Consider the following 24,996-nt stretch of genomic DNA (forward strand, 5'->3'; position numbering starts at 1 on the left):
TCGCCGTTGAAGATGGTCCTAGACCGTTTGCGGCGCCATCGACATGATCTCGGTCACACTATAGAAAATCTATATGGCGAACCCTTTCAAAGTCCCGCTGAACGCGATCCGCGCTATAGAAATTCTGGCACGCGGAGGAACTTTGCCCGTTGCCGCCGCCGAACTGGGCGTGACGCCGGGAGCCGTAAGTCAACATGTGAAGCGGGCCGAAGAGCGGCTTGGTTATGTTCTTTTTGAGAGAACGCCCTCGGGATTGCGGCCGACACCGGCGCTGGAGGCGGCACTTCCCTTCTTCGCGGCCGGATTCCAGTCCCTGGCGGATGGGGTCGCGGCGATCGAGGCCGAGCATCGCTGCACGCTGACGCTTTCGGCGGCGCCGACCTTTGCGGCGCGCTGGCTGGTGCAGAGGCTGGTCCGCTTCACGCGCGAGCATCCCGAGATCGAGATACGTTTCATCGCCTCGGCGACGCTGACCGATCTCAACCATTCCGATGTCGATTGTGCGATCCGCCTTGGCCGCGGGAACTGGAAGGGCGTTGATGCGGAATGCCTGCTGCCGCAGCCCTTCTTCCCCGTCTGTGCGCCGGATTGGCGCGACCGGCTGAAGAAGCCGGCCGATGTGGCGAACGTCCCGGCGATCACCGATGAAGGCGCCATGGTAGATTGGGCGGACTGGTTCGCGGCATGCGGCCTGCCGATGCCGACGCTGCACGGCCCGCGCTATACCGATCCCGGCCTTGCGATCGAGGCGGCCCTGTCGGGGCAGGGCGTGATGCTGGCCTGGGACATGGTCGCCGCCGATCTTCTCGCCAGCGGCCGTCTCGTGCGGCCCTTCCGCGAGGAGGCGAAGAGCGACCTCGCCTATTGGTTCGTGACCACGGCGGCGCGCGGCAAGACGCGCAAGGTGAGATCCTTCCTCGACTGGCTGAAACGGGAGGTACATGCCGAGCGAGGCGTCGCGCCGGGCTGATCGGCAGCGCCGAATCGGCTGCTGCTGGCGGCCCGATCGGCTAGAAGACGCTGATCAACGAAGGAACTGCGCATGACCGACTGGAACGACCGCGTTCGCCTCACCGAATCGAAGCTGCTCTCGGACAATTGGGGCCGGCTCCATCGCAATGTGTTCGACTATCGGCGTTCCGACGGGACATGGCAGACGCAGGTCCGCGAGACCTATGACCGGGGCGATGGCGCCGCGGTGCTCGCCTATGATCCTGATCGCGGCACGGTGCTGCTGATCCGGCAGTTCCGCTTTCCCGCCTGGAAGCGCGGCCATGCCGAACCGCTCATCGAGGTCTGTGCCGGCCTGCTCGATGCCGACGACCCTGTCGCCTGCATCAGGAAGGAGGCGGAGGAGGAGATGGGCATCCGGCTCGACCAGCCGGTGCGGGTCATGGTGTCCTTCATGTCGCCGGGCAGCGTCGTCGAACAGCTTCATCTCTTCGTCGCGCGCTATACGCCGGGCGACCGCAACGGCGCGGGCGGCGGACATGAGGATGAAGGCGAGGACATCGAAGTCCTCGAACTGCCCTTCGCCGAAGCGCTGGCCATGATCGATGATGGCCGCATCTGCGATGCCAAGACCATCATGCTGCTCCAATATGCGGCGCTGAAGGGTCTTCTCCCGGCCTGATCGTGGCGGCGGAGCCGGCACCCGTTCCCGGGGCCGGCTTCTTGTTGCGACGCCCGCCGATCGAGGCGCTCTATTCGATCACGATGCGCGGTGCCGGTTTCGCGCCGGCGCCGCCATTGACCGCATCCCAGATGCGGGCCGCGATCTGCTTGTAGACTGCCGCATGCGCGCTCTCCGGCGCCGTCGCGACGATCGGCCTGCCGCTGTCCGATGTTTCGCGGATGGCGAGATCGAGCGGCACCTCGCCGAGGAACGGCACATCCAGTCGCTCCGCCTCGTGCCGCGCACCGCCATGGCTGAAGATGTCGGAGCGGGTGCCGCAATGGGGGCAGATGAAATAGCTCATATTTTCGACGATGCCGAGCAGCGGCACATTCACTTTCTTGAACATCGCCAGTCCCTTGCGCGCATCGATCAGCGCCAGGTCCTGCGGCGTCGAGACGATCACGGCGCCGGCGAGCGGCACCTGCTGCGCCATGGTGAGCTGCGCGTCGCCCGTGCCGGGCGGCATGTCGACGACGAGAATATCGAGCGGCGCCCAGGCGACCTCGCGCAGCATCTGCGTGATCGCCGACATCACCATCGGCCCGCGCCAGATCATCGGCGTCTCTTCCTCGACCAGGAAGCCCATCGACATCGCCTTGATGCCATAGGCCGACATCGGCTTCAGCGTGCGGCCGTCCACCGTCTCGGGCCGGCCGGAGAGGCCGAGAAGCCGCGGCACGGAGGGACCATATATATCGGCGTCGAGCAGTCCGACCCGGAGGCCGTTGGCGGCAAGGCCGAGCGCGATGTTGACGGCCGTCGTCGACTTGCCGACGCCGCCCTTGCCCGAGGCAACCGCAATGATCGCGCCGACGCCCGGAATGCCCGGCTTGGCCGCTGCCGGCTTGGCGGCTGGGGCCGGGCGCGCCGCGGCGGCAGCCGGCGGCGCCGGGCGGGGCGCGTCGGCCGAGCCGCCCTTGCGCTCAGCCGTCAGGATCACCAGCGTGCTTTCGACGCCCGGCAGGCCGCGCACGGCGGCGGCCGCCTGTTCGCGCAGCGGCTCGAGTTCGCGGGCGCGTTCCGAATCGACCGTGATCGAGAACATCACCTTTCCGCCATTGATCAGGATGTCGGAGACGAGGCCGAGCGAAACCAGGTCCCCTTTGCCATCGGGACCGGGAACCGATCGCAGCTTTTCGATGATCGTGTCGCGATCGATGGCGGCCATGGCGGCATTCCTTTTGGTGGCGAACTGTTTGTGGCGAAGGCTGGCGACATTAGCGCCGGATGATGGACGATCAAGCCCGATGGCCTGGGCATGGCGAAAGCCGCGGCCTGCCGGGCTTTCCGTTGATTGCACGGTCTGATCGGGACGAAGTCGTTACCAAGTCCTTACCTGGAAACGCTCAATGATCGACGGCTCTGTTGCATTTCTGTCATAGCGCGTGGGTGAGGTTTCGTTATGATCAAAATCACGGAATCACGAGATGCGGTTCCGGTTGCTTTACCGGCCACCCAGGGGTGGGGGCCAAAAAAGGTAGACGCAGCTGAACGGGGATAGGACGGACTTCGGCGGGCCAGTCGGCGAGAAGACCCTAGGGCTTCTCCAAGGCGACGAGAAGAATGAAATTTCTCCTGGTATAACCTTTTGGAGGTCAGGACATGAACTTTAAGACCCTTCTCCTCGGCTCTGCCGCTGCGATGATCGTGGCTGGCGGCGCTCAGGCGGCGGATCTCACGGTCGCCGAGCCGGTCGACTACGTGAAGGTCTGCGACGCTTTCGGCACGGGCTTCTTCTACTCGCCCGGCACCGACACCTGCATCAAGGTTGGTGGCTACGTGAAGTTCGGTACGTCGTTCGGCGACACCGATTTCGGCTACTACAACAACACGTACCCGGGCTCGAGCTGGTCGAACTTCTACACGGAAGCTTCGATCCAGCTGACCGCTTCGTCGGTCACTGAATTCGGTAACCTGACCGGCTTCTTGGACTTCCGCGCCCAGACCGGCAACACCGGTGGCTTCAGCCAGTCGCTGACGCAGGTTGTCAACTCGGCCACGAATTCGGCCTACGTCGACAGCGCCTACCTCGAGCTCGGACCGCTCAAGGCTGGTCGTTTCACCTCGCTCTATGACTTCGGCCGTGGCTACACCGACACCGGCGCCTTCGGTTCGGATTCGACCACTGACCACATCCAGCTGACCTATGCCGTCAATGGCTTCGGTCTCGCAGTCTCGATCGAAGACCAGCGTGATCGTGGCGCCGCCGGCGCTGCTGCACCGTATGACCCGATCGTGTACGGCGTGAATGATACCATCACCGGTGGCCAGGACAACGTTCCGGACATCGTCGCTGCTGTGACCTATGCTTCGGGCATCTTCTCCGCGAAGATCGCTGGCGCCTATGTCAATTCGGCGGTTAACCAGGTCATCACGCAGACCGGCCCGAACGCCTACAACTACGACTACCAGGCCAAGAGCGGCTGGGCCATCGGTGGCGGTCTCGAGATCGCTCTCGACAACTTCTCGGCTGGCGACAAGTTCTTCGTGTCGGCTTCGTATGGCGACAACGCCAACTCCTACACCGGTATCGCTGGCGGTACCTCGGTGGCTGGCCTGACCGGCGCGCTGTTCGGCTCGACGGCTGGCGCGATCCCCGGCACCAGCTGGAGCGCCTTGGCTTCGTACAAGCACGTTTGGACCCCCCAGGTCTGGTCGGCGATCTCCGGCGGCTATGCCGAGTTTGACGGCGACGGCAACAGCGTTGGCTGGTATGACGGCAACGTCGAAGCTTGGCGCGCTGTCTTCTCGACCGGCTACACCCCGGTCAAGGGTCTCGACCTGATGCTCGACGCCGTGTACTCGGACGTCAGCGACGACAGCAGCACCGTCTATGACGGCAATGCTTGGGCGGTCAATCTCTGGATGAAGCGCTCCTGGTAATCCGAGTCTCTCGGTTATCTAAAGAACCCGGCGGAGCAATCCGCCGGGTTTTTCTTTGTTCGCGTCATGCCGCATCCGGCGCGCGATGGATGGGATCGTCGGGCTCCCGCGGTTTCGCCTCTGGCCGGGCGACTGGTTCGGCTTCAGATCGCCATGCGCTCTGTGGATACCAAGAGGCGATCCATCGCTTTGTTCGCGCATCGGATCGACCCGAGAACCGGATTCCACTTTTTCTGTACGATGCCTTAATCTGATCGCATGGAATGGATTGATCAGGGCATCGTCCTCGGCACCCGACGCCATGGCGAGGTGGATGTCGTGCTGGAACTCATGACCGCGAGCCGAGGCCGCCATCTCGGGCTCGTGCGCGGCGGCCGTTCGCGTCGCCTGGCGCCCGTGCTCCAGCCGGGAAATCGCCTGCAGGCCGTCTGGCGCGCACGTCTCGACGAACATCTCGGCTATTACACGGTCGAGCCCATTGCGCTTCGTGCGGCGCAATTGTTCGAAACTCCGGGATTGCTCTACGCCTTGCAGACCCTGACGGGTCATCTGGGCCTGCTCGCCGAGCGTGAATCCCATCCGGGGCTTTATGGCGCGGTCGACCTGGCGCTCGACAGCTTTGCCGGCACGTCTCCACCTGAATTGTTCGAGCTCTGTGCCTTCATCGCGCGCTTCGAACTCGCCTTGCTCGATGAGCTGGGCCTCGGCCTCGATCTCTCGCAATGCGCACGCACCGGGATGCGCGACGACTTGGCCTATGTCTCGCCGCGTTCCGGCCGGGCGGTCAGCAGGGCAGGGGCGGTGGGATATGAAGACCGGTTGCTGCCGCTCGCCGGCTTCATGGTCGGGCGGCATGGCTCCAATAATGGTCCGGCCGAGATCAGGGACGCGTTCCGCCTGACCGGCCATTTCCTGCAGCGCGACATCTATGCCGCGCGCGCGATTTCCGAGCCGACGGCGCGCAAGGAATTGCTGGCCCTGGTCGATCGTCTCGACCGGGCCGAATAGCGGTTTAAGCCGCGGCGACCGCGATCACGCGCTAGCGCCATATGCCGTTGGCTGGCAGCGGCGCCCGCCCGGTCAATGACCCCAGCAGAACATCCGCACCTTGGGCGAATAGCGCCACGGCATGACGGTGATGTTCTGGCGGCAGCGGTTGTTGACGGCAAGCTGGGTGCGCGGGTCGAGCGAGGCCTTGAAGGCCATCAGTGATTCGACATCCCCGGGCACCGAGGTCAGGTCGAAGCCGAAAACCTCCCAGTCCGGCAGCGGCGCCGAATGGCTGTCATAGTAGCTCGGATCATTGCCACGATCATCGGCGAAAGCCGGAAAGGCGCTCCCGGCCAGCACGCCGATGGACGCCGCGATCATTGCAAGGCGAGCCAGGCTTCTCGGGAAACGCTGCATCGTCGCGAAGGAGCGCATCGGGGCGTGGGTCGTTTCTGAATGTCTCATCGGCTTGATCCTGTCTGGCCCGGGCTCCCCGGAACATCCGTGCTGCCATCATATAGCGTCGGGCGCCGCAGGACGATCTTAATCGTGAACATGGCTTGGCGAATGCTTTCGACGGGATGGACCCATGATCGTTTTGTCACGCAGGCCGGCTAGATGTGAAGGCTTGAACAAATACACTGCCCCTCCCGCCGTCGCTGTTCTATCCATTCACCGGGAATTCGGCTTCCTATGGTGGGCGAGGTGGGGCGCCTGCCATCGTGATTCGACTTGGATGCTGAGAGAGTTCCGTGCGCTACGCCATCTACGCTACACCTGCCGCCGACCATCCGCTGACACGCGCCGCCACGAGCTGGCTCGGTCGCGACGCTTTTGACGGCGCGGTCGGCCCCTTGCCGTCGATCGAGGGCCTGGCGGCCGGATCGATCGAGGAATATCTGGCCGATCCCGCGCGCTATGGCTTCCACGCGACGCTGAAGGCGCCGTTCACGCTCGCCGAGGGCAGCGATCCGGCCGAGCTGGTCGCGGCGATCGACGCTTTCGCTGCGATCTCGGCGCCGATCCTCTTGCCCGAACTGGTCATCCGGAGGCTCGGCCGCTTCTTCGCCTTCGTTCCGAACGAGCCGGTCAGGGCGCTCGACGACTGGGTGGCCGAGATCGTGACGCATTTCGAGCCGTTTCGCGCCCCGCTCTCGGAAGCCGACATTGCCCGGCGCAAGGCTGCGGGATTGACGCTCGCCGAAGAAAACAACCTGCTGCGCTGGGGCTATCCCTATGTCTTCGATGCCTTCCGCTTCCACATGTCCCTGACGGGGCGCGTGCCGAAGGAGGATATGGAGCGCGTCGATCAAGCCTTGCGGGCTCATTTCGCTGCATTTGACGGCCGTCCGCTGCTGATCGACCGGCTGGCGCTCTTCATCGAACCGGAGCGCGGCGCGCCGTTCCTGGTGCATCACGTCGGCTTGCTCGGCAAGGCCGGTCCGGGGGAGGGGTAGGCGGTCCCGGGCGCAGCAATCTGGACCGATCGCGGCGCGTGGCGTAGCGTAAATGCACGGTATGGCAATGGTCTCGGGGTTATCATGAAATCAACGGTTCTTCTCACCCTCGCAATGGCGTTCGTCGCGGCGCCCGCCTTCGCGGATGGCCCGCGCCTGACCGGCCTGCCGGCCAAACTGCTGTCCGGCGACGCGGCGCAATTGACGACGCATGAAGTGCCGACCCCTCCTGTCTCATCGATCAAGGCCGGGCCGCTCGCCGTCGAGCTCGAAGTGACGACGCTCGCCGATGTCCAGAAGCAGTTCGGCGGAACGATCAGCAACGCGACCGATGGCGGCGTGTCCGTCGATTGGGTCTGCTATGTCATCCAGCGCACCTCCGGCGCCGGCCATATCTGGTTTCTCTCGGATGGCCGCATCGGCGGACCCGACCATGTCGTGACCATGGTGGCGAGCGATTTCGATCTGTCCGAGCATTCAGGCTGCACCGATGCCCCCGCCAGCCTGACGGCGATCGACTACTCCGTGCCCGGCCTGCTCACGAGCGAAAGCGACGTCGTCGCGCGCTTCGGCCCGACCGACGCGCTGGACAATGTTGTCAGCTATTCGAACCAGACGACGTCGACCACGACGCCGCTGACGACGCTTCAGGTGCTGAGCTACCATTTCAAGGATGGCAAGGTCGACGCGATCGCCGTCAATCAGCTGACGACGAACTGACGACCGAACGCTAGATCATTTCATCGTTTCATGGAAACGCCGAAATGATCTATCTATTTGATTTGTCGCGCTTCCTTCACGCGAACCGGTGCCCACTTCGCTCGGAAACGCTCTAGCGTCGGGCGAGCCGCTGGGCGGCTCACTCGTCGACTTGCAGCGGCGGCAGCGGGCGCGGCTTGCGGTTCGCGTCGATGGCGACGAAGGTGAAGGTCGCATGCGTGACCTTGGTGATGTCGTCGCTCTCGCGATTGCGGCGCCAGGCCTCGACGAAGACGCGCATCGAGCTGCGGCCGTTCGAGACGATGCGGCCATAGATCGTCACCTCGTCGCCGACAAAGACGGGGCTCAGGAACGACATGCCGTCGACGGACGCGGTCACGGTGCGTCCGCGGGCGCGCCGCGTGGCGATCGTGCTGGCGCCGAGATCCATCTGCGACATCAGCCAGCCGCCGAATATGTCGCCGGCCGGGTTGGTGTCGTGCGGCATGGCGATGGTGCGGATCACGGGGATGGTGGTGTGATCGGGCAGCAGCTCGGTCGGAGCCGGGGTCGCCACGGTCGGGGAAGTGGTGGGAGTGCTGGTCACGCCGGCTCCTGACATATTGTTCCTGTGAGGCGCGTCATGCAGATCGCGCGCCATTTTCATCGCCTTCACCGCCCCGCCGCGATCCCGATGGATCGCCACGTGGGAAACCAGATCACTCTAGCGGATTGATATCGGTCGAGCTTCGCAAAGAGCGGGACCCTGATGCTCGATTTTGTGCCTGCTGATCCGTCGGCAGAGTAACGCCGATGCCGCGGCAGGCAAAGAAAAGCCCGGCCGGGAGCATCGTCCCGACCGGGCTTCGATAGGTCTGTACCATGGATGCGGGACCGGGATCACGCATCGGCAAAGGCCGAATTTAGACCGAGTAATACATCTCGAACTCGATCGGATGCGGCGTCATCTCATACGCCATCAGCTCTTCCCACTTCAGTTCGATATAGCTCTCGATGAAATCCTTCGAGAACACATCGCCTGCGAGCAGGAAGGCGTGATCCTTGCGCAGCGTCTCCAGAGCCTCGCGCAGCGAACCGCAGACCGTCGGGATCTTCTTCAGTTCCTTGGGCGGCAGGTCGTAGAGGTTCTTGTCCATGGCTTCGCCGGGATGGATCTTGTTCTTGATGCCATCGAGACCAGCCATCAGCAGCGCCGAGAAGGCGAGATACGGATTGGCGGTCGGATCGGGGAAGCGGACTTCGAGGCGCTTGGCCTTGGGCGAGGTCGTGTAGGGAATGCGCACCGAAGCGGAGCGATTGCGCGCCGAATAGGCGAGCAGCACCGGCGCCTCATAACCCGGGACCAGACGCTTGTAGGAGTTGGTCGACGGATTGGTGAAGGCGTTCAGCGCCTTGGCGTGCTTCAGGATGCCGCCAATGTAGTAGAGGCAGGTCTCGGAGAGATCGGCATACTGGTTGCCGGCGAAGACCGGCTTGCCGTCCTTCCAGATCGACTGGTGCACATGCATGCCCGAGCCATTGTCGCCGAAGACCGGCTTCGGCATGAACGTCGCCGTCTTGCCATAGGCCTGGGCGACCTGGTGGATCGCATATTTGTAGATCTGCAGGTGATCGGCGACCTTGGTCAGCGGCGCGAACTTGATGCCGAGTTCGTGCTGGGCCGAGGCCACTTCGTGATGGTGCTTCTCGACCGTCACGCCCATGGCCTGCATCTGGGCGAGCATTTCGCCGCGCAGGTCCTGGTAGGCGTCGATCGGCGGGACGGGGAAGTAGCCGCCCTTCTTCTTCACATGGTGGCCGAGATTGCCGCCTTCATAATCCGTGTCGCTGTTGATCGGCAGCTCGGCATCGTCGAGCTTGAAGCCCGTATTGTACGGGTCGACCTTGTACTTGACGTCGGAGAAGATGAAGAACTCGGCCTCGGGGCCGAAATAGACGGTGTCGCCGATGCCCGTCTGCTTGAGGTAAGCCTCGGCCTTCTTGGCGATCGAGCGCGGGTCGCGATTATAAGCCTCGCCCGAGATCGGGTCGATGATGTCGCCGACGATGACGAGCGTGGTCTGCGCGAAGAACGGATCGATGAACGCCGTCTCCGGATCGGGGACCAGCGTCATGTCGGACTCGTTGATCGCCTTCCAACCAGCGATGGACGAGCCGTCGAAAGCGGTACCCTCGGCGAAGATCTCTTCGTCGATGAGGCCGATATCGAACGTCACATGCTGCCACTTGCCGCGCGGATCCGTGAAACGGAAATCCACATACTTTACATCCTGGTCCTTGATCAGCTTCAGGACGTCCTTGGCGGTCGTCATAACGCTTGTCCCTTCTATCCGATGATTTTGCCCAGACGCTATCGCAGGCACGAAACCGACCCGTCCCGTCCTCGTACAAGCACGAGGGCGGGCCAGCGGATCATAGCGTCATAGGCAAGAGATCGGACCGCGGCAAGGGACCAGATCAAGGGAAGGCATCGGATCGTAACGAACGATCCGATTCCCGGGGGTCAGATCGCGTCCAGACCGCTTTCGCCGGTGCGGATGCGGACGGCTTCTTCGATGTTGGAGACGAAAATCTTGCCGTCGCCGATGCGGCCCGTCTGCGCCGCCTTGCGGATCGCGTCGACCGCACGCTCGACCATGTCGTCGCCGAGCACGATCTCGACCTTCACCTTGGGGAGAAAGTCGACGACATATTCGGCGCCGCGATAGAGCTCGGTGTGTCCCTTCTGGCGACCGAAGCCCTTGGCCTCGGTAACCGTGATGCCCTGGAGGCCAACTTCCTGCAGCGCTTCCTTCACTTCATCGAGCTTGAACGGCTTGATGATCGCTTCGATCTTTTTCATTGCCTCCGCATCTCCGAATGCTTGCCTGGCATGCCTGCCTCATTTGGCCGAGGCGTCGGCCCAACGACGCGCTTGCAGGCTCCGTGCCATATCCGCCGACATTCGAAAACGCCGGAAAATTGAGCTTAAAGCACCGCATCGTCGCGCCTTAATCAACGAAGCATACCAAGTGATGTCTAAACAGTGAGCAAATGCCTAGAAAATCGACAAGAAACATCCTGCCGATGCATGTGCACGTCGTTATTCTAGCGAGGTTTCCAATCTCCGATAGGTCCTTCCTCCAACGACGGGGCACGCTTTGATCGAATTGCTGACGCCGGCCGAGATGGCCGAGGCAGACCGCCTGACGATCGCATCCGGCACGCCGGGCATGGCGCTGATGGAGAAGGCGGGGAGGGCGGTCGCCGATGTCGCGGCGCGCCAGCCGCTCGGAACGCGGGTCGTCGTCGCCTGCGGTCCCGGCAATAATGGCGGCGACGGCTTCGTCGCCGCGCGCGTGCTGGCCAAGCGCGGCTATCCGGTGCGGCTCGGGCTTCTGGGTAGCCTCGACAGGCTGAAGGGCGATGCGGCGGAGGCGGCGGCCGGCTGGAAGGGCGAGACGGTCCCGATCGCCGCGCTCGACTATGCCGATGCCGGGCTGATCATCGATGCCCTTTTCGGCGCCGGTCTCGACCGCCCGCTCACGGGCGAGGCAGCGGAAGCCGTTGACGCCATCAACGCCGCGCCCGGACGCGTGATCGCGGTCGATCTCCCGTCCGGCATCCATGGCGGCACCGGCGCGATCATGGGCGTGGCGGTCAGGGCCGATGAAACCGTGACCTTTTTCCGCCCCAAGCCCGGCCATGTGCTGCTGCCGGGGCGTGTGCATGCCGGGCGGCTGACCGTCGCCGATATCGGCATCGCCGCGGACGTGCTCGATACGATCGCGCCGAAGACGGTGCTGAACCGCAAGCCGCTCTGGCTGCCGGCCCTGCCGGTTCCGGCGATCGAGGGCCACAAATATGGCCGTGGCCACGCCGTCGTGGTCTCGGGCGGCATGCTGCACACCGGCGCGGCGCGGATGGCGGCGCGGGCGGCGCTCAGGATTGGCGCAGGGCTCGTCACCGTCGCTTCGCCGCCGGACGCGCTCGCGACCAATGCGGCGCATCTGACCGCGATCATGCTGCGCCGCATGGACGGCGCGGCCGGTCTCGCCGAAATTCTCGCCGACGAGCGCTTGAACGCCGTCATTCTCGGCCCGGCGCTCGGCCTTGATGCCGCGACGAAGGACATCGTCAGGGCGGCGCTCGGTTCCTCTGCGGCGGCCGTGATCGATGCCGATGGCATTTCCGTCTTTCGCGACGAGCCGGAGGCGCTGTTCGCACTCATCCATGCGCGCACGGCGCCTGTCGTGCTGACGCCGCATGATGGCGAGTTCGCGCGCCTCTTTCCCGATCTCGCCACGCTGCCCGGCAAGGTCGAGCGGGCGCGAGAGGCGGCTGCCCGCTCCGGTGCGGTCGTGCTGCTCAAGGGACCGGATACGGTGGTGGCCGCGCCGGATGGCCGGGCGGCGATCGCCGACAACGCGCCGCCGCATCTGGCGACCGCCGGCTCGGGCGACGTGCTCGCCGGAATGATCGGCGGATTGCTCGCCCAGCACATGCCGCCTTTCGAGGCCGCTTCGGCCGGCGTCTGGCTTCATGGTGAGGCGGGGGCCGTTTTGGGGCGTGGTTTGATCGCCGAAGACCTGCCCGAAGCGCTTCGCCAAGTGTTTTCGCGGCTTTTCGATTGACCGGCCCGGCCCTGATGCTATAGAGGCCGCGCCTTGGCCGCCAGTGCGTCGCGACCGGCCGCGGCGGGCGTGGTGGAACTGGTAGACACAACGGATTTAGGTTCCGTCGGCGCAAGCCATGGGGGTTCAAGTCCCTCCGCCCGCACCAGAACCGCGCGGCGTCCGAGAACCGACAAGAACGATTGAGAAAGCGCTGAACATGCAGGTGACCGAGACCCTCTCCGAGGGCCTGAAACGTGAACTCAAGATCGTGGTCCCGGCGACCGAGCTCGACAGCCGCCTTTCGGCGCGTCTCGAAGAGATGAAGGGCCAGGTCCAGCTCAAGGGATTCCGTCCGGGCAAGGTGCCGGTCGCGCATCTGCGCCGCATCTATGGCAAGTCCGCCATGGCCGAGATCGTTCAGAACGTGCTGAACGAGACCGCGCGCAAGACGCTCGAGGAGCGTGGCGAGCGTGCGGCCATGCAGCCGAGCTTCGATCTGCCCGAGGACGAAGCCGAGGCCGGCGACGTGCTGGCCGGCAAGAAGGACCTCGCCTACACGATGACGTACGAAGTGCTGCCGAAGTTCACGCTCGGCGACTTCCGCGGCATCAAGGTCGATCGTCCGGTCGCGGAAGTGACCGACGAGGAAGTCGACACGCAGGTCAAGCAGCTCGCCAATGATTCGAGCGAGTTCCAGCCGAAGGAAGGCGCCGCCGAGAGCGGTGACCGCCTGACGATCTCCTATGTCGGCAAGATCGACGGCGAGCCCTTCGAGGGCGGCGCCGACGAGAACGGCCTCGTCCAGATCGGCACTGGCCGCTTCATCCCCGGCTTCGAGGATCAGCTGATCGGCGCGACCGTCGGCGAAGAGCGCGTTCTGAACGTGACCTTCCCCGAGGAATACGGCGCCAAGCAGCTGGCCGGCAAGGCCGCGACCTTCGACGTCGTCGTCAAGGAAATCTCGGCCCCGGTCGCGACCACGGTCGACGACGAATGGGCCAAGAAGTTCGGCATCGAATCGCTCGAGAAGCTGCGCGAGACGATCCGTGAGCAGATGCAGGGCCAGCTCGGCCAGGCGACCCGCACCAAGGTCAAGCGCCAGCTCCTCGACGCTCTCGACGAGCGCCACACGTTCGAACTGCCGCCGACCATGGTCGAGCAGGAGTTCCAGAACGTCTGGAACCAGGTCACGCAGGATCTGGAGCGCGCCGGCCGCACCTTCGCCGACGAGGACACGACGGAAGAGGCCGCCAAGGCCGATTACCGCAAGATCGCCGAGCGCCGCGTGCGCCTCGGTCTCGTGCTCTCGGAAATCGGCGAGCAGGCCAACATCCAGGTCACCGACGAGGAAGTGCAGCGTGCGCTGGTCGAGCGCATCCGCCAGTTCCCGGGCCAGGAGAAGCAGGTCTACGACTTCTACCGCGAGAACCCCGAGGCGCTCGCCAGCCTGCGCGCCCCGATCTTCGAGGAGAAGGTCGTCGACTACCTGCTCGAGCTCGCCGACGTCACCGACAAGACGGTGACCCGCGAAGAACTCATGAAGGAAGACGAGGACGACGCGAAGGCGTAAAGCCTGACCGGCAGAAAACGAAGGGTGCGCGGATCCTGGATCTGGCGCGCCCTTTTTCGTTTCGTGGTGATGGTCGGGCGGCCTTGGCGACGTGGTCGCGGCCCGCAATCCGGTGATGCTCGGATCGGTGGCGCGCGGCCCCTTTCGAAGCCGGACGTCGTACCATATGTATGGAACTTCCAACGCCCCGGGAATCGGTCGTTCCGAGTGAGGTCGGCCGGGGCGCCGAATTAACCTGTGGCAATCCGAAGCGCCGAAGGAAGATCATGAGAGACCCTATCGACCTCTATATGAACACGCTTGTGCCGATGGTCGTCGAGCAGACCAATCGCGGCGAGCGCGCCTATGACATCTATTCGCGCCTGCTCAAGGAACGCATCATTTTCCTCACCGGTCCGGTCGAGGATTATATGGCGACGCTGATTTCGGCCCAGCTCCTCTTCCTGGAGGCTGAGAACCCGAAGAAAGAGATCGCCATGTACATCAACTCGCCGGGTGGCGTGGTGACGTCGGGCCTGGCGATCTATGACACCATGCAGTTCATCAAGCCTGCCGTGTCGACGCTGTGCATCGGCCAGGCGGCCTCGATGGGCTCGCTGCTCCTGACCGCCGGCGAGAAGGGCATGCGCTTCGCGCTGCCGAACGCCCGCATCATGGTGCACCAGCCCTCCGGCGGCTATCAGGGCCAGGTGACGGATATCCTGATCCACGCCAAGGAAGTCGAGAGCCTGAAACGGCGCCTCAACGAGATCTATGTCCACCATACCGGGCAGAGCTACGAGGTGATCGAGAACGCGCTCGAGCGCGACAACTTCCTCGTCGCGGAGCGCGCGCGGGAGTTCGGCCTGATCGACCAGGTCTTCACGAACCGCGAGGCGCTCGAGGCCGTCGTCAAGAAGGATTGACCCGGCTAAGCCGAAAAGTCCAAGGTTGGAGCCGGCCTTTTCATCGCCGGCTCCGATATTAAGTATATCTTGATCAAGCCCCAATTAGCATGTTTGGATTGCAATCAGCCGATTGCGTCCGTCGGCAGGGGCGGCAGGGGCCGAACTTTCGGCCATCGGTTCGGCGTTGCCGTTCCGGATTTGAGACACGAATGGTCGTTCCGCAGCCCCGAGCCGGACGACAGCGAGGTAGACGGATGAGCAAAGTCAGCGGCGGCGACACCAAGAATACGCTCTATTGCTCGTTTTGCGGCAAGAGCCAGCACGAGGTGCGCAAGCTGATCGCAGGTCCGACCGTGTTCATCTGCGATGAATGCGTCGAGCTCTGCATGGATATCATCCGCGAGGAATCGAAGTCCTCGCTGGTGAAGTCGCGCGATGGCGTTCCCACGCCGCAGGAAATCTGCGCGGTCCTGGACGATTATGTGATCGGGCAGCGTCACGCCAAGCGCGTGCTTTCGGTCGCGGTCCACAATCACTACAAGCGCCTCAGCCACGCCTCGAAGAACAACGACGTGGAGCTGGCGAAGTCGAACATCCTCCTGGTCGGCCCGACGGGTACCGGCAAGACGCTGCTCGCGCAGACGCTCGCCCGCATCCTCGACGTGCCCTTCACCATGGCGGATGCCACGACGCTGACCGAAGCCGGCTATGTCGGCGAGGACGTCGAGAACATCATCCTGAAGCTGCTGCAGTCGGCCGACTACAATGTCGAGCGGGCCCAGCGCGGCATCGTCTATATCGACGAGGTCGACAAGATCAGCCGCAAGTCCGACAATCCGTCCATCACGCGTGATGTGTCGGGCGAGGGCGTGCAGCAGGCGCTGCTGAAGATCATGGAAGGCACGGTCGCCTCCGTGCCGCCGCAGGGCGGCCGCAAGCATCCGCAGCAGGAATTCCTGCAGGTCGACACGACGAACATCCTGTTCATCTGCGGCGGCGCCTTCGCCGGTCTCGAGCGGATCATCTCCGATCGCGGCCGTTCGACGTCGATCGGCTTCGGCGCTCGCGTCGCGGGTCCGGAAGATCGTCGCACGGGCGAGCTGTTCCGCCATGTCGAGCCCGAGGATCTGCTGAAGTTCGGCCTCATCCCCGAATTCGTCGGCCGCCTGCCGGTGCTCGCAACGCTGGAAGATCTCGACGAGCCGGCGCTGATCACGATCCTGACCGAGCCGAAGAACGCGCTGGTCAAGCAGTATCAGCGCCTGTTCGAGATGGAGAATGTCGACCTGACCTTCCATCCCGACGCGCTCTCGGCGATCGCCAAGAAGGCCATCGAGCGCAAGACGGGCGCGCGCGGCCTGCGTTCGATCATGGAAGCGATCCTGCTCGAGACGATGTTCGACCTGCCCGGCCTCGACGGCGTGCAGGAAGTCGTGATCTCGGCCGATGTCGTCGAAGGCAAGGCCCGTCCGCTCTACATCTATGCGGAACGCCAGGAAGAAATGGCGGCGAACGCCGGCGCCTGAGGCGCTGCTCATTCTGCTGCTGACGTAAAAGAGGCCCGGCGGAGATATCCGCCGGGCCTTTTTCGTTTCCGCCCGTCGCGACGGGGGCGGTTCGGTCTCGCGACCCCGTTATGGCTGCGGCACCGGCATGAAGGTGAAGGACGGCGCCGCGACGAACTTGTCCGCGACATTGCCGGCATAGATCTTCGCGCCCGCGATGGTGAGCGTCTTGACCGGCGCGCCGGGCTTCAGGTCGAAATCGGAGAGCGGCACCCAGAAGGCGTTCGGGCTGGTCGAGCTGTCGAAATAATAGACCTTGTCCTTCTGGTCGGCGACGGTCCGCCAGATCGTTGCGGCGAGGTTCGGCTGGCCGGGCGTGATCAGGCCGAGCGGCACCGAGATCGACCGCATCACGCTGAGGACGCTGGCGACGGCCTGGTTGGCGTAAGTGTGTGCCGGCACAGCGGGCAGATATTCCGGCGCGGCCTTGGTCGGGATCGCCTGGATCAGATAGGACGTGCGCGCGAAGCGGTCGGCGGCGCGGATCGTGCCCGGCAGGAAGGTCTGCCCGCCAATATCTTCCCAATAGGCGTTGAGGGCCAGCTGCTGGTCATAGCTCGGAGAATTGGTCATGACGCGATATTCGCGGCCATGATGGATGACGAGCTTGCCGCCAATATACTCGAAGATGGCGGAATCGCCGGTCGCATCCGATATCGCCAGGTGGAGCTGTGCGGCGCGCCCGTTCGGGAGCGTCGCGGTGACGACGCGGAACGGCTCCTTCTCGAGCGCCGCGACCGCCTCGGCGACGGTCGCGTAATTATCGAGCGCATATTGCGCCCACAGGCTGATCGAGAGCGTCGGCCGCCCATCGGATCCGCCATAATCGGATTCTGTGAGATAGAGCAGATTGGCGACCAGACCCGCCTCGTTCATGCCGTCGGCCGTGCCGACATCATAGCCCGATGCGATCACGCTGCCATATTTCGACGTCCATTTCGGCGTGTTGGTCCCGGCGGCCCCGTCGCGCTCGATCCCGCGCGGGAAGACCCAGAGATTGGTCCGCATATCCTCGGCCCAGTCCATGGTTCGGCCGGTGATGACGACGTCGTCGGAGCCAATATAGACCGCGCGCGTGCAGGCATCGGCCGGGAGGAGGCTGGTGGCGCTGAGGGCGAGGACCGCGACGGTCGCGACGAGGGCGGATTTGATACGCTTCATGGTTGATCTCTCCAGTGGCGGGTACTGCGATTCGGTGCGGACGCGGTACCAATAATGGAAAGACTAGGACCCTCGGTCGGCGCAAGGCATGACGCAGGTCAAGCAGAAGCCCGGCAGCATGAACCGCCGGGCCCTGTGATCATGTGCGCCGTGTCGTCGACGCCTGGATCATCTCATCGATTCATGGAGACGACGAACCGATGCATCTATTTGATGTGTCGCGCTTCCTTCACGCGAGCCGGTGTCCGCTTCGCTCGGAAGCGCTCTAGAGTCCCGTCGAGGGCAGGAAGGTGAAGGCGGGCGTGGCGACGAACTTGTCGGCCGCGTTGCCCGAATAGACCTTGCCGCCGGCAATCGTCAGCTTCTTGACCGGTGCGCCTTCCTTGAGATCCAGATCCGCCAGCGGGACCCAGAAGCCGTTCGGGCTGGTGGCGCTGTCGAAATAGTAGATCTTGTCGGTCTGGTCGGAGACCGTGCGCCAGAGCGTCGAGGAAATGTTCGGCTGGCCGGGCGTCGTGATGCCGAGCGGCACGCCGACGCTGCGCATGACACCGAGCACGCTCGCCGCCGCCTGATAGGCGAACTTCTGGTCGGGAAGCGCGGTGATATAGGCCGGATCGACCTTCTTCGGGATCGCGTCGATCAGGAACGAGGCGCGCGCGAAGCGGTCCGCGGCCCGATTGGTGCCGGGCAGGAAGGTCAGTCCGCCAATGCCCTTCCAGTAGGCGTTGAGCGCCAGCTGCTGGTCGAAGTTCGGCGAGTTGGTTATCACGTTGTACTGCTTGCCGTGATGGATGACGAGCTTGCCGCCGATATATTCGAAGATGGCGCTGTCACCGGAGGCATCGGAGATCGCCAGATGCAACTGCGCACCCTGGCCGTTCGGCAGCTTCGGCGCGACGACGCGGAACGATTCCTTGGAGAGTTCGTCGACCGCCTCGGATACGGTCGCGAAATTGTCGAGCACATATTGCGCCCAGAGGCTGATCGAGAGCACGGGCTTGCCGTTCGGCTGGCCGTAATCCGATTCCGCCAGATAGAGCAGGTTGGCGACGAGGCCGGCCTCGTTCATGCCGTCGGCGGAGCCCACATCGTAGCCCGCCGCGATCAGGCTGCCATATTTCGACGTCCATTTCGGCGTGTCGGCGCCGCCGGCACCATCCCGCGCTATTCCCTTCGGGAACGCCCAGAGATTGGTGTGCATGTCCTCGGCCCAGTCCATCGACCGACCGGTGATGACGAGGCCGTCATCGCTCACATAAAGCGCGCGCGTGCAGGCGGCGGCCGGCTGCAAGGCCGTGACGCCCGCGACGAGCAGCGCCGCCGTGCTGCGTAGGATGGATTTGGGCAGTTTGAGCGTCATATTGGTTCTCCCGTGTGGCACAACTCACCATACGCAGAGTGTGATTGATGTAACACGACGTGAATGAATGATTGCGCCGGACACCCGTGCAATCTTCGAAGGCAGTTAAGAAAGGCCTCGAAGGCGCGGGCGGGGCTTGATCGAGCCCGCATGATCCATGCGGGTCGTGATCCCGCTATTCCCGGCCCTGGCCCGGAGGCGGCCTCGCCGGCCGACAGACCCGCCACCCGCCCGGGATCGTGTCGAAAACGCAGTGGCGTCGTGGTAACCTGTTGAGATAAAAAGATAAAAAATAAATCTATCCCCGCCCTATGCAACCGGCCGCATAATCACCCTGTTCCCGCCCATGGAAGAGGGCGAACCGGTCGTTCCGAGACGCGGGCGGGAATACGGGAAGCTGTCGTTGATCCGGCGTCACGAACCGGGTGAGCGGCGGCGGCCAAGCTCGATACGCCTGCCCTGGAACGCAGGGCACAGGACGACGCCGCGGCACTTTCGCGGCGCGCGACATCGTCGAAGGGGTGGCCCAAGCAACGATACACCCCGGGTCGATCGAGAACAGGCTGGAAAACATCCCGTGCGCGGGGCCGCGGATCGCCCGACCAGGTGGTTCCAGGCACATGACCAAACCACTTTTCGCCGGCGCCCGCCTGGATGCCGGCGGTTCGATGCGCCCCGCGCTTCCTCTTCCAGCCTGCCTCGAAAGGGGTGGGAACGCGCCGTCCTGGCCAGAATCTTGCTTCGCTTATTTCGCGATGGCACCCACGCTTGACACCCTTACAGTGCGACGCCACCTAATGGACAACACGCCGCAAGGCGTCGATATCCTCCGAGTCGATCTAGGCCATCCCTTCCCACGCCATAGTTCGCCTCAACCCCGCGCGGTGCCTTCGGGGCCGCGCCGGTCGCGAAAGGAATGACGCATGACTGCCGAAACAAAGCGTTCGATCGGCCTTCCCACAGGCGACGAACTCTACCCGGTCCTTCCCCTGCGCGACATCGTCGTCTTCCCGCATATGATCGTGCCGCTTTTCGTCGGCCGCGAGAAGTCGATCCGCGCCCTCGAGGAGGTGATGCGCGCCGACAAGCAGATCCTGCTTGCCACGCAGCAGAACCCCAGCGACGACGATCCCGCGCCCGACGCGATCTATCCGATCGGCACGCTCGCGACCGTCCTGCAGCTCCTGAAGCTGCCCGATGGCACGGTGAAGGTGCTCGTCGAGGGAATCGCGCGCGCCGAGATCGTGCGCTACACCGACCATGAAGATTATTTCGAGGCCTATGCCCATCCGCTCATCGATGCCGATGGCGACAAGGTCGAGGTCGAGGCGCTCGCCCGCTCGGTCGTCACCGAGTTCGAGAACTATGTGAAGCTCAACAAGAAGGTCTCGCCCGAGGTTGTCGGCGCGGTGACGCAGATCGACGACTATTCCAAGCTCGCCGATACGGTTGCCTCGCATCTGGCGATCAAGATTCCGGACAAGCAGGCGATCCTGGCGCTGCCGACGGTCGGCGAGCGGCTGGAGCGCGTGCTCGGCCTGATGGAGAGCGAGATCTCGGTCCTGCAGGTGGAAAAGCGCATCCGTTCCCGCGTCAAGCGGCAGATGGAGAAGACCCAGCGCGAGTACTATCTGAACGAGCAGATGAAGGCGATCCAGAAGGAGCTGGGCGACCAGGAGGACGGCAAGGACGAACTCGCCGAACTCGAGGAGCGCATCACCAAGACCAAGCTCTCCAAGGAAGCCCGCGAAAAGGCGATGGGCGAGCTGAAGAAGCTCCGCCAGATGTCGCCCATGTCGGCCGAAGCGACCGTCGTGCGCAACTATCTCGACTGGCTGCTCGGCATTCCGTGGGGCAAGAAGTCCAAGGTCAAGAACGACCTCGTCTACGCGCAGGAAGTTCTCGACGCGGACCATTACAGCCTGGAGAAGGTCAAGGACCGCATCGTCGAATATCTCGCCGTGCAGAGCCGTTCCAACACGCTGAAGGGCCCGATCCTCTGCCTCGTCGGCCCGCCCGGCGTGGGCAAGACCTCGCTCGCCAAGTCGATCGCCAAGGCGACCGGACGTGAATATGTCCGCATGTCGCTCGGCGGCGTGCGCGACGAAGCGGAAATCCGCGGTCACCGGCGGACCTATATCGGCTCGATGCCCGGCAAGGTCATCCAGTCGATGAAGAAGGCCAAGAAGTCCAACCCGCTCTTCCTGCTCGACGAGATCGACAAGATGGGCCAGGACTTCCGCGGCGATCCGTCATCGGCCCTGCTGGAGGTCCTGGATCCGGAGCAGAACTCGTCGTTCAACGATCATTACCTCGAGGTCGATTACGACCTGTCGAACGTGATGTTCGTGACCACGGCGAACACGCTCAATATCCCCGGCCCGCTGATGGACCGCATGGAGATCATCCGCATCGCCGGTTACACCGAGGATGAGAAGCTCGCCATCGCCAATCATCACCTCCTGCCCAAGGTGGTGAAGAATCACGGCCTGGCGGACAAGGAATTCTCGATCGACGATGAGGCGCTGCGCTTCGTGATCCGTCGCTATACGAGGGAGGCGGGCGTCCGCAGCCTCGAGCGCGAGTTGGCGACGCTGGCCCGCAAGGCGGTCAAGGAGATCCTGCTCACCAAGAAGAAGTCGATCAAGGTCACCGAGAAGGTCGTCGAGGAATATCTCGGCGTGCCGCGCTATCGCTACGGCGAGGCCGAGCTCGAGGATCAGGTCGGCGTCGTGACGGGCCTCGCCTGGACGGAAGTCGGCGGCGAGATCCTGACGATCGAGGGCGTCATGATGCCCGGCAAGGGCCGCATGACCGTCACCGGCAATCTGCGTGACGTGATGAAGGAATCGATCTCTGCGGCGGCCTCCTATGTCCGCTCGCGCGCGGTGGATTTCGGCATCGAGCCGCCGCTCTTCGATCGGCGCGACATCCATGTGCACGTGCCGGAAGGCGCGACGCCCAAGGATGGTCCGTCTGCGGGCATCGCCATGGCGACGGCGATCATCTCGACGCTGACCGGCATCCCGGTCCGCAAGGATGTCGCGATGACCGGCGAGATCACGCTGCGCGGCCGCGTGCTGCCGATCGGCGGGTTGAAGGAAAAGCTGCTGGCGGCGCTCCGCGCCGGCATCAAGACGGTGATGATCCCAGAGGACAACGCCAAGGATCTGGCGGAAATCCCGGATAATGTGAAGAACGGCCTCGAGATCATCCCGGTCTCGCGCGTCGACGAGGTCTTGAGCCACGCGCTCGTGCGCAAGCCGGTGCCGATCGTCTGGGAAGAGGGCAAGGTCGAGGCCCCCAAGGCCGTCTCTTCTGAGGATGACGCCGCGACAGGCTTGACAGCCCACTGAGCCGTCAAAGATGCAAAAATGAAACGCCCGCCCGGTTTGGCGGGCGTTTCCGTATGGAAATTCACCGAATTATCGGCAGAAATCGCGGAATTCAGCCATTTTCGCTTGCCACAGCCGCCGATTTCAGGGATTTGTCGCGCCACAGCCGGGGTCATGCGAATCGTGACATCGGCTCGAGACCTGAGAAAGGATCATCCATGGCTAATAAGAACGATCTCATCGCATCCGTCGCCGAGAAGACCGGTACGTCCAAGGCTGCTGCGGCTGAGGCTGTCGATGCAACGTTCGACGCGATCACCGAGGCGCTGAAGTCCGGTGACGAAGTCAAGATCATTGGGTTTGGCAATTTCAGCGTCGCGGCCCGCGCCGCGAGCGAGGGTCGCAATCCCCGCACCGGCGAGACCATCAAGATCGCCGCTTCGAAGACGCCGAAGTTCAAGGCCGGCAAGGGCCTGAAGGACGCGGTCAACTAAGTCGACTGCTGATTGTCGAGTTTTGGCGGCCTTGCGCATCATGCGCGAGGCCGTTTCATTTCAGGGCGTTCCGCATGCGGGCGCTTGAAAAGCGGCCGGCGTCCGCCTAAACGTCTTCGCGATGCAGTGCGGCCGGGTCGTTCCCGTGCCTGCGGGCGGTTAGCTCAGTTGGTAGAGCGCCTCGTTTACACCGAGGATGTCGGGAGTTCGAGTCTCTCACCGCCCACCATTCATCCCGCCACGGGACGCCCCGCGCGCCGGCGGTCTCGATCCAGCCCAAGACCTCTTCAGATCATCCATGCGCGTCGCCAGCTATTCGGGCGCGTCGCGGGCCTGTGTCTGGAGCCCGGCGACGCCTTCGGTCCCGATCGGGCGACGTCCGCTTCGATTCGCGTGGGTGATGCGCCGTCCGACGCATCGCGGCCGATATCCAAAACTCCGCAGCGCCGGCTCGATCGCCGCGGCCCCGAAGCGCCCATGGTGAAGGCGCATTCGCTTCGCCGGCTTGCCGATCGCGCGGCGCGCAAGGCCTCCGCAAGCGTCTCCGGCGCGGCCTTATGTTATCCACATGTCACCTCGCAAGCGACGCTTGACTTGGATCAGCCGGTGCCGTACTTCACCGCCACACGACGCGGTGACCACCGCATCGGCCCTGGAAGGGGACCCCAGCGGGGGTGTAGCTCAGTTGGTTAGAGCGTCGGCCTGTCACGCCGAAGGTCGCGGGTTCGAGCCCCGTCACTCCCGCCATTTATCTCCCGGACTGCATGAACTATCTTGAAGAACCCAGGCATTCGCCTCGGGTTCTGCCACGTCAGGCCTTCGATCGGCGCTTGTCGATGAGCGAGCGGGCGAGGTCGTAAAAGCCCACGCCGATGCCGGCGGCGATCGCGCCGATCAGCGTGTCGGTCAGCCGCTCCTTGAGCAGGATCGACGCCATGGCATGGTCGGTCGTCGACAGTTCGATCATCAGCAGCACGAAGACGGTGAGGCAGAAGACGCCGAGCGCGTTATGAACCTGCTGCGCCGGCCAGCGCACGAAGGCGGCGATGCCCATCGCGATCACCAGCGTCCGGTGTTCGGCGTAATGGCCGATCAGCACCGCGACGAGAACGCCGCCGAATGTGCCGACGACGCGCTCTATGGCGAGGCGGACGCTGCTCGTGATCTCCGAGCGCAGCACCATCAGGATGGTCAGGCAGGCCCAGGACGGGCGGACGGAGCCGGTCAGTTCCGTGATCACCAGGGCGAGGCCGATCGCAAGGGCGACAGAGGCGGCGAAGAGCCAGCGGTTCGGCACGGCGCGCTCGATGCTCGGCATCACCTCGGCCCAGCCCGGCACGTTGAGCGGTCGCAGCTTGCGGTCGCCGAGGTCGAGCGCGAGGGAGAGCGCCCAGGCGAACAGCAGCATGGCCGCGATCGCCCAGTAGTCGATGGCGATGGCCGGGCTGACGAGGCCGGCGAGCACGATGCCGAAGGCGAAGAAGCGAGTCGCCAGCAGCAGGTGCGGATGCGCCGTCTCGACCAGCCCGTAAAGCAGCCCCGCCGTCATCGAGAGAATGATCACGAATGGCGCATGGCCGATCGCCAGGGACCCGAGCACCAGACCGAGGGCGAGCGCGGCCGGCCCGGTCGCCATCCAGCCGAGCCGCGCCAGCGGTGGCCCGCCGGCGTCGCCGGCAAAGGCCACGATCGCGGCGACGATGGCATAGAGCAGCCATGATTGCGGGCCGGTGATCATCGTCAGCGCGATCGGCGCCATGACGGTCAGCGTGAAGCGGATCGACCGCTCCGCCATGGCACCATCCATGCCGAACTGGGCTGCAATGGCGCCTTCGCCGCTACGCGGGGCTTCAGGGGAGGGCATCGATTCTCCACGCGAATTTGCCTGAGAAGACCAGAATCGGACGGCAGGAAAAAGACGGCTGTCGAAACTCCGCTGCGCCCGCGCCGGTGCAATCGCGATCCGCCCTTCCATTCGCGGGATCGCGACACATCTATGGAGACTGAAGTCCATATTGCGTTGCAAAATCCGCACAACAGCGAGAACAGATCCCGGGCCGGTGATCCCGTTCACCGCCATCCGGGCGACCGATCGGCGGGTTGGACCCGCGACCAGGCGATGAACGCTGGCAAACGGGCGATTTCGACAGGGCGCGGCGGGGCTTCCGATTTTTCTTGTGGGGACGCGGAATGGCGATTGCGGTTCTCACTATGGCCGATTGCAAGGCGCGGTCGGGACATTTCGCCGCGCGCATCCGTGTTTTCATTCTTCCAGTTCTAATTTTCGTCGGTTTTCGG

The 24,996-nt window shown here is 64.0% G+C and carries 20 protein-coding genes and 3 tRNA genes; 15 read left to right on the forward strand and 8 right to left on the reverse strand.

The annotated features are described in order from the left end of the window. Positions 1-73 precede the first annotated feature (73 nt). Positions 74-970, forward strand: a complete 897-nt coding sequence (locus QO014_RS00270) for a LysR substrate-binding domain-containing protein (RefSeq protein ID WP_266346658.1) — start codon at positions 74-76, stop codon at positions 968-970. A 72-nt stretch (positions 971-1,042) separates the two neighbouring features. After that, complete coding sequence (locus tag QO014_RS00275) at positions 1,043-1,633, forward strand: NUDIX domain-containing protein (protein WP_266346659.1); 591 nt, start codon at positions 1,043-1,045, stop codon at positions 1,631-1,633. Positions 1,634-1,703: 70 nt separating this feature from the next. On the opposite strand, the gene apbC is transcribed toward QO014_RS00275, so the two are convergent. Beyond that, on the reverse strand, positions 1,704-2,846 hold the full coding sequence (gene apbC / locus QO014_RS00280) for an iron-sulfur cluster carrier protein ApbC (protein ID WP_266346660.1): 1,143 nt from the start codon (positions 2,844-2,846) through the stop codon (positions 1,704-1,706). A 434-nt stretch (positions 2,847-3,280) separates the two neighbouring features. On the opposite strand from apbC, the gene QO014_RS00285 reads away from it, so the two are divergent. Together QO014_RS00285 and recO are read left to right on the forward strand one after the other, a co-directional pair. Then, entirely contained in the window at positions 3,281-4,561 is a 1,281-nt protein-coding gene (locus QO014_RS00285) for a porin (protein ID WP_266346661.1), read from the forward strand. A 258-nt stretch (positions 4,562-4,819) separates the two neighbouring features. After that, complete coding sequence (gene recO / locus QO014_RS00290) at positions 4,820-5,569, forward strand: DNA repair protein RecO (protein ID WP_266346662.1); 750 nt, start codon at positions 4,820-4,822, stop codon at positions 5,567-5,569. Between the two features lie 72 nt (positions 5,570-5,641). Here the strand turns inward: recO and QO014_RS00295 are convergent, their stop codons facing one another. Next, entirely contained in the window at positions 5,642-6,016 is a 375-nt protein-coding gene (locus tag QO014_RS00295) for a hypothetical protein (protein WP_266346663.1), read from the reverse strand. Positions 6,017-6,303: 287 nt separating this feature from the next. Between QO014_RS00295 and QO014_RS00300 the strand changes: the two genes are divergently transcribed. After that, positions 6,304-7,008, forward strand: coding sequence for a DUF1045 domain-containing protein (locus QO014_RS00300; protein ID WP_266346664.1), 705 nt, complete (start codon positions 6,304-6,306; stop codon positions 7,006-7,008). A gap of 84 nt (positions 7,009-7,092) precedes the next feature. After that, positions 7,093-7,728, forward strand: coding sequence for a hypothetical protein (locus QO014_RS00305; protein WP_266346665.1), 636 nt, complete (start codon positions 7,093-7,095; stop codon positions 7,726-7,728). Positions 7,729-7,867: 139 nt separating this feature from the next. Here the strand turns inward: QO014_RS00305 and QO014_RS00310 are convergent, their stop codons facing one another. From QO014_RS00310 to QO014_RS00320, 3 genes are all read right to left on the reverse strand, one after another. Then, a complete protein-coding gene (locus QO014_RS00310) occupies positions 7,868-8,215 on the reverse strand; it encodes an acyl-CoA thioesterase (protein WP_266347742.1) in 348 nt (115 codons plus the stop codon). A gap of 415 nt (positions 8,216-8,630) precedes the next feature. Then, on the reverse strand, positions 8,631-10,040 hold the full coding sequence (gene glnA, locus QO014_RS00315; RefSeq protein ID WP_266346666.1) for a type I glutamate--ammonia ligase: 1,410 nt from the start codon (positions 10,038-10,040) through the stop codon (positions 8,631-8,633). A gap of 191 nt (positions 10,041-10,231) precedes the next feature. Beyond that, positions 10,232-10,570: a P-II family nitrogen regulator gene (locus QO014_RS00320; RefSeq protein ID WP_266346667.1), complete on the reverse strand. Its 339-nt coding sequence runs from the start codon at positions 10,568-10,570 to the stop codon at positions 10,232-10,234. A 301-nt stretch (positions 10,571-10,871) separates the two neighbouring features. Between QO014_RS00320 and QO014_RS00325 the strand changes: the two genes are divergently transcribed. From QO014_RS00325 to clpX, 5 genes are all read left to right on the forward strand, one after another. Beyond that, a complete protein-coding gene (locus QO014_RS00325; protein WP_266347743.1) occupies positions 10,872-12,341 on the forward strand; it encodes an NAD(P)H-hydrate dehydratase in 1,470 nt (489 codons plus the stop codon). 63 nt (positions 12,342-12,404) lie between these two features. Beyond that, positions 12,405-12,489: transfer RNA gene (locus QO014_RS00330), tRNA-Leu, on the forward strand. A gap of 51 nt (positions 12,490-12,540) precedes the next feature. Next, the gene (gene tig / locus QO014_RS00335) at positions 12,541-13,893 is read left to right on the forward strand and encodes a trigger factor (protein ID WP_266346668.1); all 1,353 of its coding nucleotides are present in this window, start codon (positions 12,541-12,543) and stop codon (positions 13,891-13,893) included. 266 nt (positions 13,894-14,159) lie between these two features. Continuing rightward, a complete protein-coding gene (locus tag QO014_RS00340; RefSeq protein ID WP_266346669.1) occupies positions 14,160-14,798 on the forward strand; it encodes an ATP-dependent Clp protease proteolytic subunit in 639 nt (212 codons plus the stop codon). 236 nt (positions 14,799-15,034) lie between these two features. Continuing rightward, positions 15,035-16,306, forward strand: coding sequence for an ATP-dependent Clp protease ATP-binding subunit ClpX (clpX, locus tag QO014_RS00345; RefSeq protein WP_266346670.1), 1,272 nt, complete (start codon positions 15,035-15,037; stop codon positions 16,304-16,306). Positions 16,307-16,414: 108 nt separating this feature from the next. On the opposite strand, the gene QO014_RS00350 is transcribed toward clpX, so the two are convergent. Together QO014_RS00350 and QO014_RS00355 are read right to left on the reverse strand one after the other, a co-directional pair. Continuing rightward, positions 16,415-17,506: a linear amide C-N hydrolase gene (locus tag QO014_RS00350; protein WP_266346671.1), complete on the reverse strand. Its 1,092-nt coding sequence runs from the start codon at positions 17,504-17,506 to the stop codon at positions 16,415-16,417. 265 nt (positions 17,507-17,771) lie between these two features. After that, positions 17,772-18,869: a linear amide C-N hydrolase gene (locus tag QO014_RS00355; protein ID WP_266346672.1), complete on the reverse strand. Its 1,098-nt coding sequence runs from the start codon at positions 18,867-18,869 to the stop codon at positions 17,772-17,774. A 923-nt stretch (positions 18,870-19,792) separates the two neighbouring features. Here QO014_RS00355 and lon point away from each other — a divergent pair. From lon to QO014_RS00375, 4 genes are all read left to right on the forward strand, one after another. Then, positions 19,793-22,225, forward strand: a complete 2,433-nt coding sequence (lon, locus tag QO014_RS00360; RefSeq protein WP_266346673.1) for an endopeptidase La — start codon at positions 19,793-19,795, stop codon at positions 22,223-22,225. Positions 22,226-22,422: 197 nt separating this feature from the next. Beyond that, positions 22,423-22,698 carry an HU family DNA-binding protein gene (locus QO014_RS00365; RefSeq protein ID WP_266346674.1) on the forward strand — a complete coding sequence of 92 codons (276 nt, stop codon included), beginning with the start codon at positions 22,423-22,425 and terminating at the stop codon, positions 22,696-22,698. A 153-nt stretch (positions 22,699-22,851) separates the two neighbouring features. Further along, a tRNA-Val gene (locus QO014_RS00370) sits at positions 22,852-22,927 on the forward strand. A gap of 441 nt (positions 22,928-23,368) precedes the next feature. Beyond that, a tRNA-Asp gene (locus QO014_RS00375) sits at positions 23,369-23,445 on the forward strand. Between the two features lie 64 nt (positions 23,446-23,509). Here the strand turns inward: QO014_RS00375 and QO014_RS00380 are convergent. Further along, positions 23,510-24,562: an FUSC family protein gene (locus QO014_RS00380; protein ID WP_266346675.1), complete on the reverse strand. Its 1,053-nt coding sequence runs from the start codon at positions 24,560-24,562 to the stop codon at positions 23,510-23,512. Positions 24,563-24,996 lie beyond the last annotated feature (434 nt).

Origin of the sequence: Kaistia dalseonensis (assembly GCF_030814715.1) — a bacterium.
Lineage (GTDB): Bacteria > Pseudomonadota > Alphaproteobacteria > Rhizobiales > Kaistiaceae > Kaistia > Kaistia dalseonensis.

Coding starts and splice junctions, on each gene's coding strand:
- QO014_RS00270 (WP_266346658.1), top strand. CDS start 74: ATGGCGAACCCTTTCAAAGTCCCGCTGAACGCGATCCGCGCTATAGAA.
- QO014_RS00275 (WP_266346659.1), top strand. CDS start 1,043: ATGACCGACTGGAACGACCGCGTTCGCCTCACCGAATCGAAGCTGCTC.
- apbC (WP_266346660.1), bottom strand. CDS start 2,846: ATGGCCGCCATCGATCGCGACACGATCATCGAAAAGCTGCGATCGGTT.
- QO014_RS00285 (WP_266346661.1), top strand. CDS start 3,281: ATGAACTTTAAGACCCTTCTCCTCGGCTCTGCCGCTGCGATGATCGTG.
- recO (WP_266346662.1), top strand. CDS start 4,820: ATGGAATGGATTGATCAGGGCATCGTCCTCGGCACCCGACGCCATGGC.
- QO014_RS00295 (WP_266346663.1), bottom strand. CDS start 6,016: ATGAGACATTCAGAAACGACCCACGCCCCGATGCGCTCCTTCGCGACG.
- QO014_RS00305 (WP_266346665.1), top strand. CDS start 7,093: ATGAAATCAACGGTTCTTCTCACCCTCGCAATGGCGTTCGTCGCGGCG.
- QO014_RS00310 (WP_266347742.1), bottom strand. CDS start 8,215: ATGCCGCACGACACCAACCCGGCCGGCGACATATTCGGCGGCTGGCTG.
- glnA (WP_266346666.1), bottom strand. CDS start 10,040: ATGACGACCGCCAAGGACGTCCTGAAGCTGATCAAGGACCAGGATGTA.
- QO014_RS00320 (WP_266346667.1), bottom strand. CDS start 10,570: ATGAAAAAGATCGAAGCGATCATCAAGCCGTTCAAGCTCGATGAAGTG.
- tig (WP_266346668.1), top strand. CDS start 12,541: ATGCAGGTGACCGAGACCCTCTCCGAGGGCCTGAAACGTGAACTCAAG.
- QO014_RS00340 (WP_266346669.1), top strand. CDS start 14,160: ATGAGAGACCCTATCGACCTCTATATGAACACGCTTGTGCCGATGGTC.
- clpX (WP_266346670.1), top strand. CDS start 15,035: ATGAGCAAAGTCAGCGGCGGCGACACCAAGAATACGCTCTATTGCTCG.
- QO014_RS00350 (WP_266346671.1), bottom strand. CDS start 17,506: ATGAAGCGTATCAAATCCGCCCTCGTCGCGACCGTCGCGGTCCTCGCC.
- QO014_RS00355 (WP_266346672.1), bottom strand. CDS start 18,869: ATGACGCTCAAACTGCCCAAATCCATCCTACGCAGCACGGCGGCGCTG.
- lon (WP_266346673.1), top strand. CDS start 19,793: ATGACTGCCGAAACAAAGCGTTCGATCGGCCTTCCCACAGGCGACGAA.
- QO014_RS00365 (WP_266346674.1), top strand. CDS start 22,423: ATGGCTAATAAGAACGATCTCATCGCATCCGTCGCCGAGAAGACCGGT.
- QO014_RS00380 (WP_266346675.1), bottom strand. CDS start 24,562: ATGCCCTCCCCTGAAGCCCCGCGTAGCGGCGAAGGCGCCATTGCAGCC.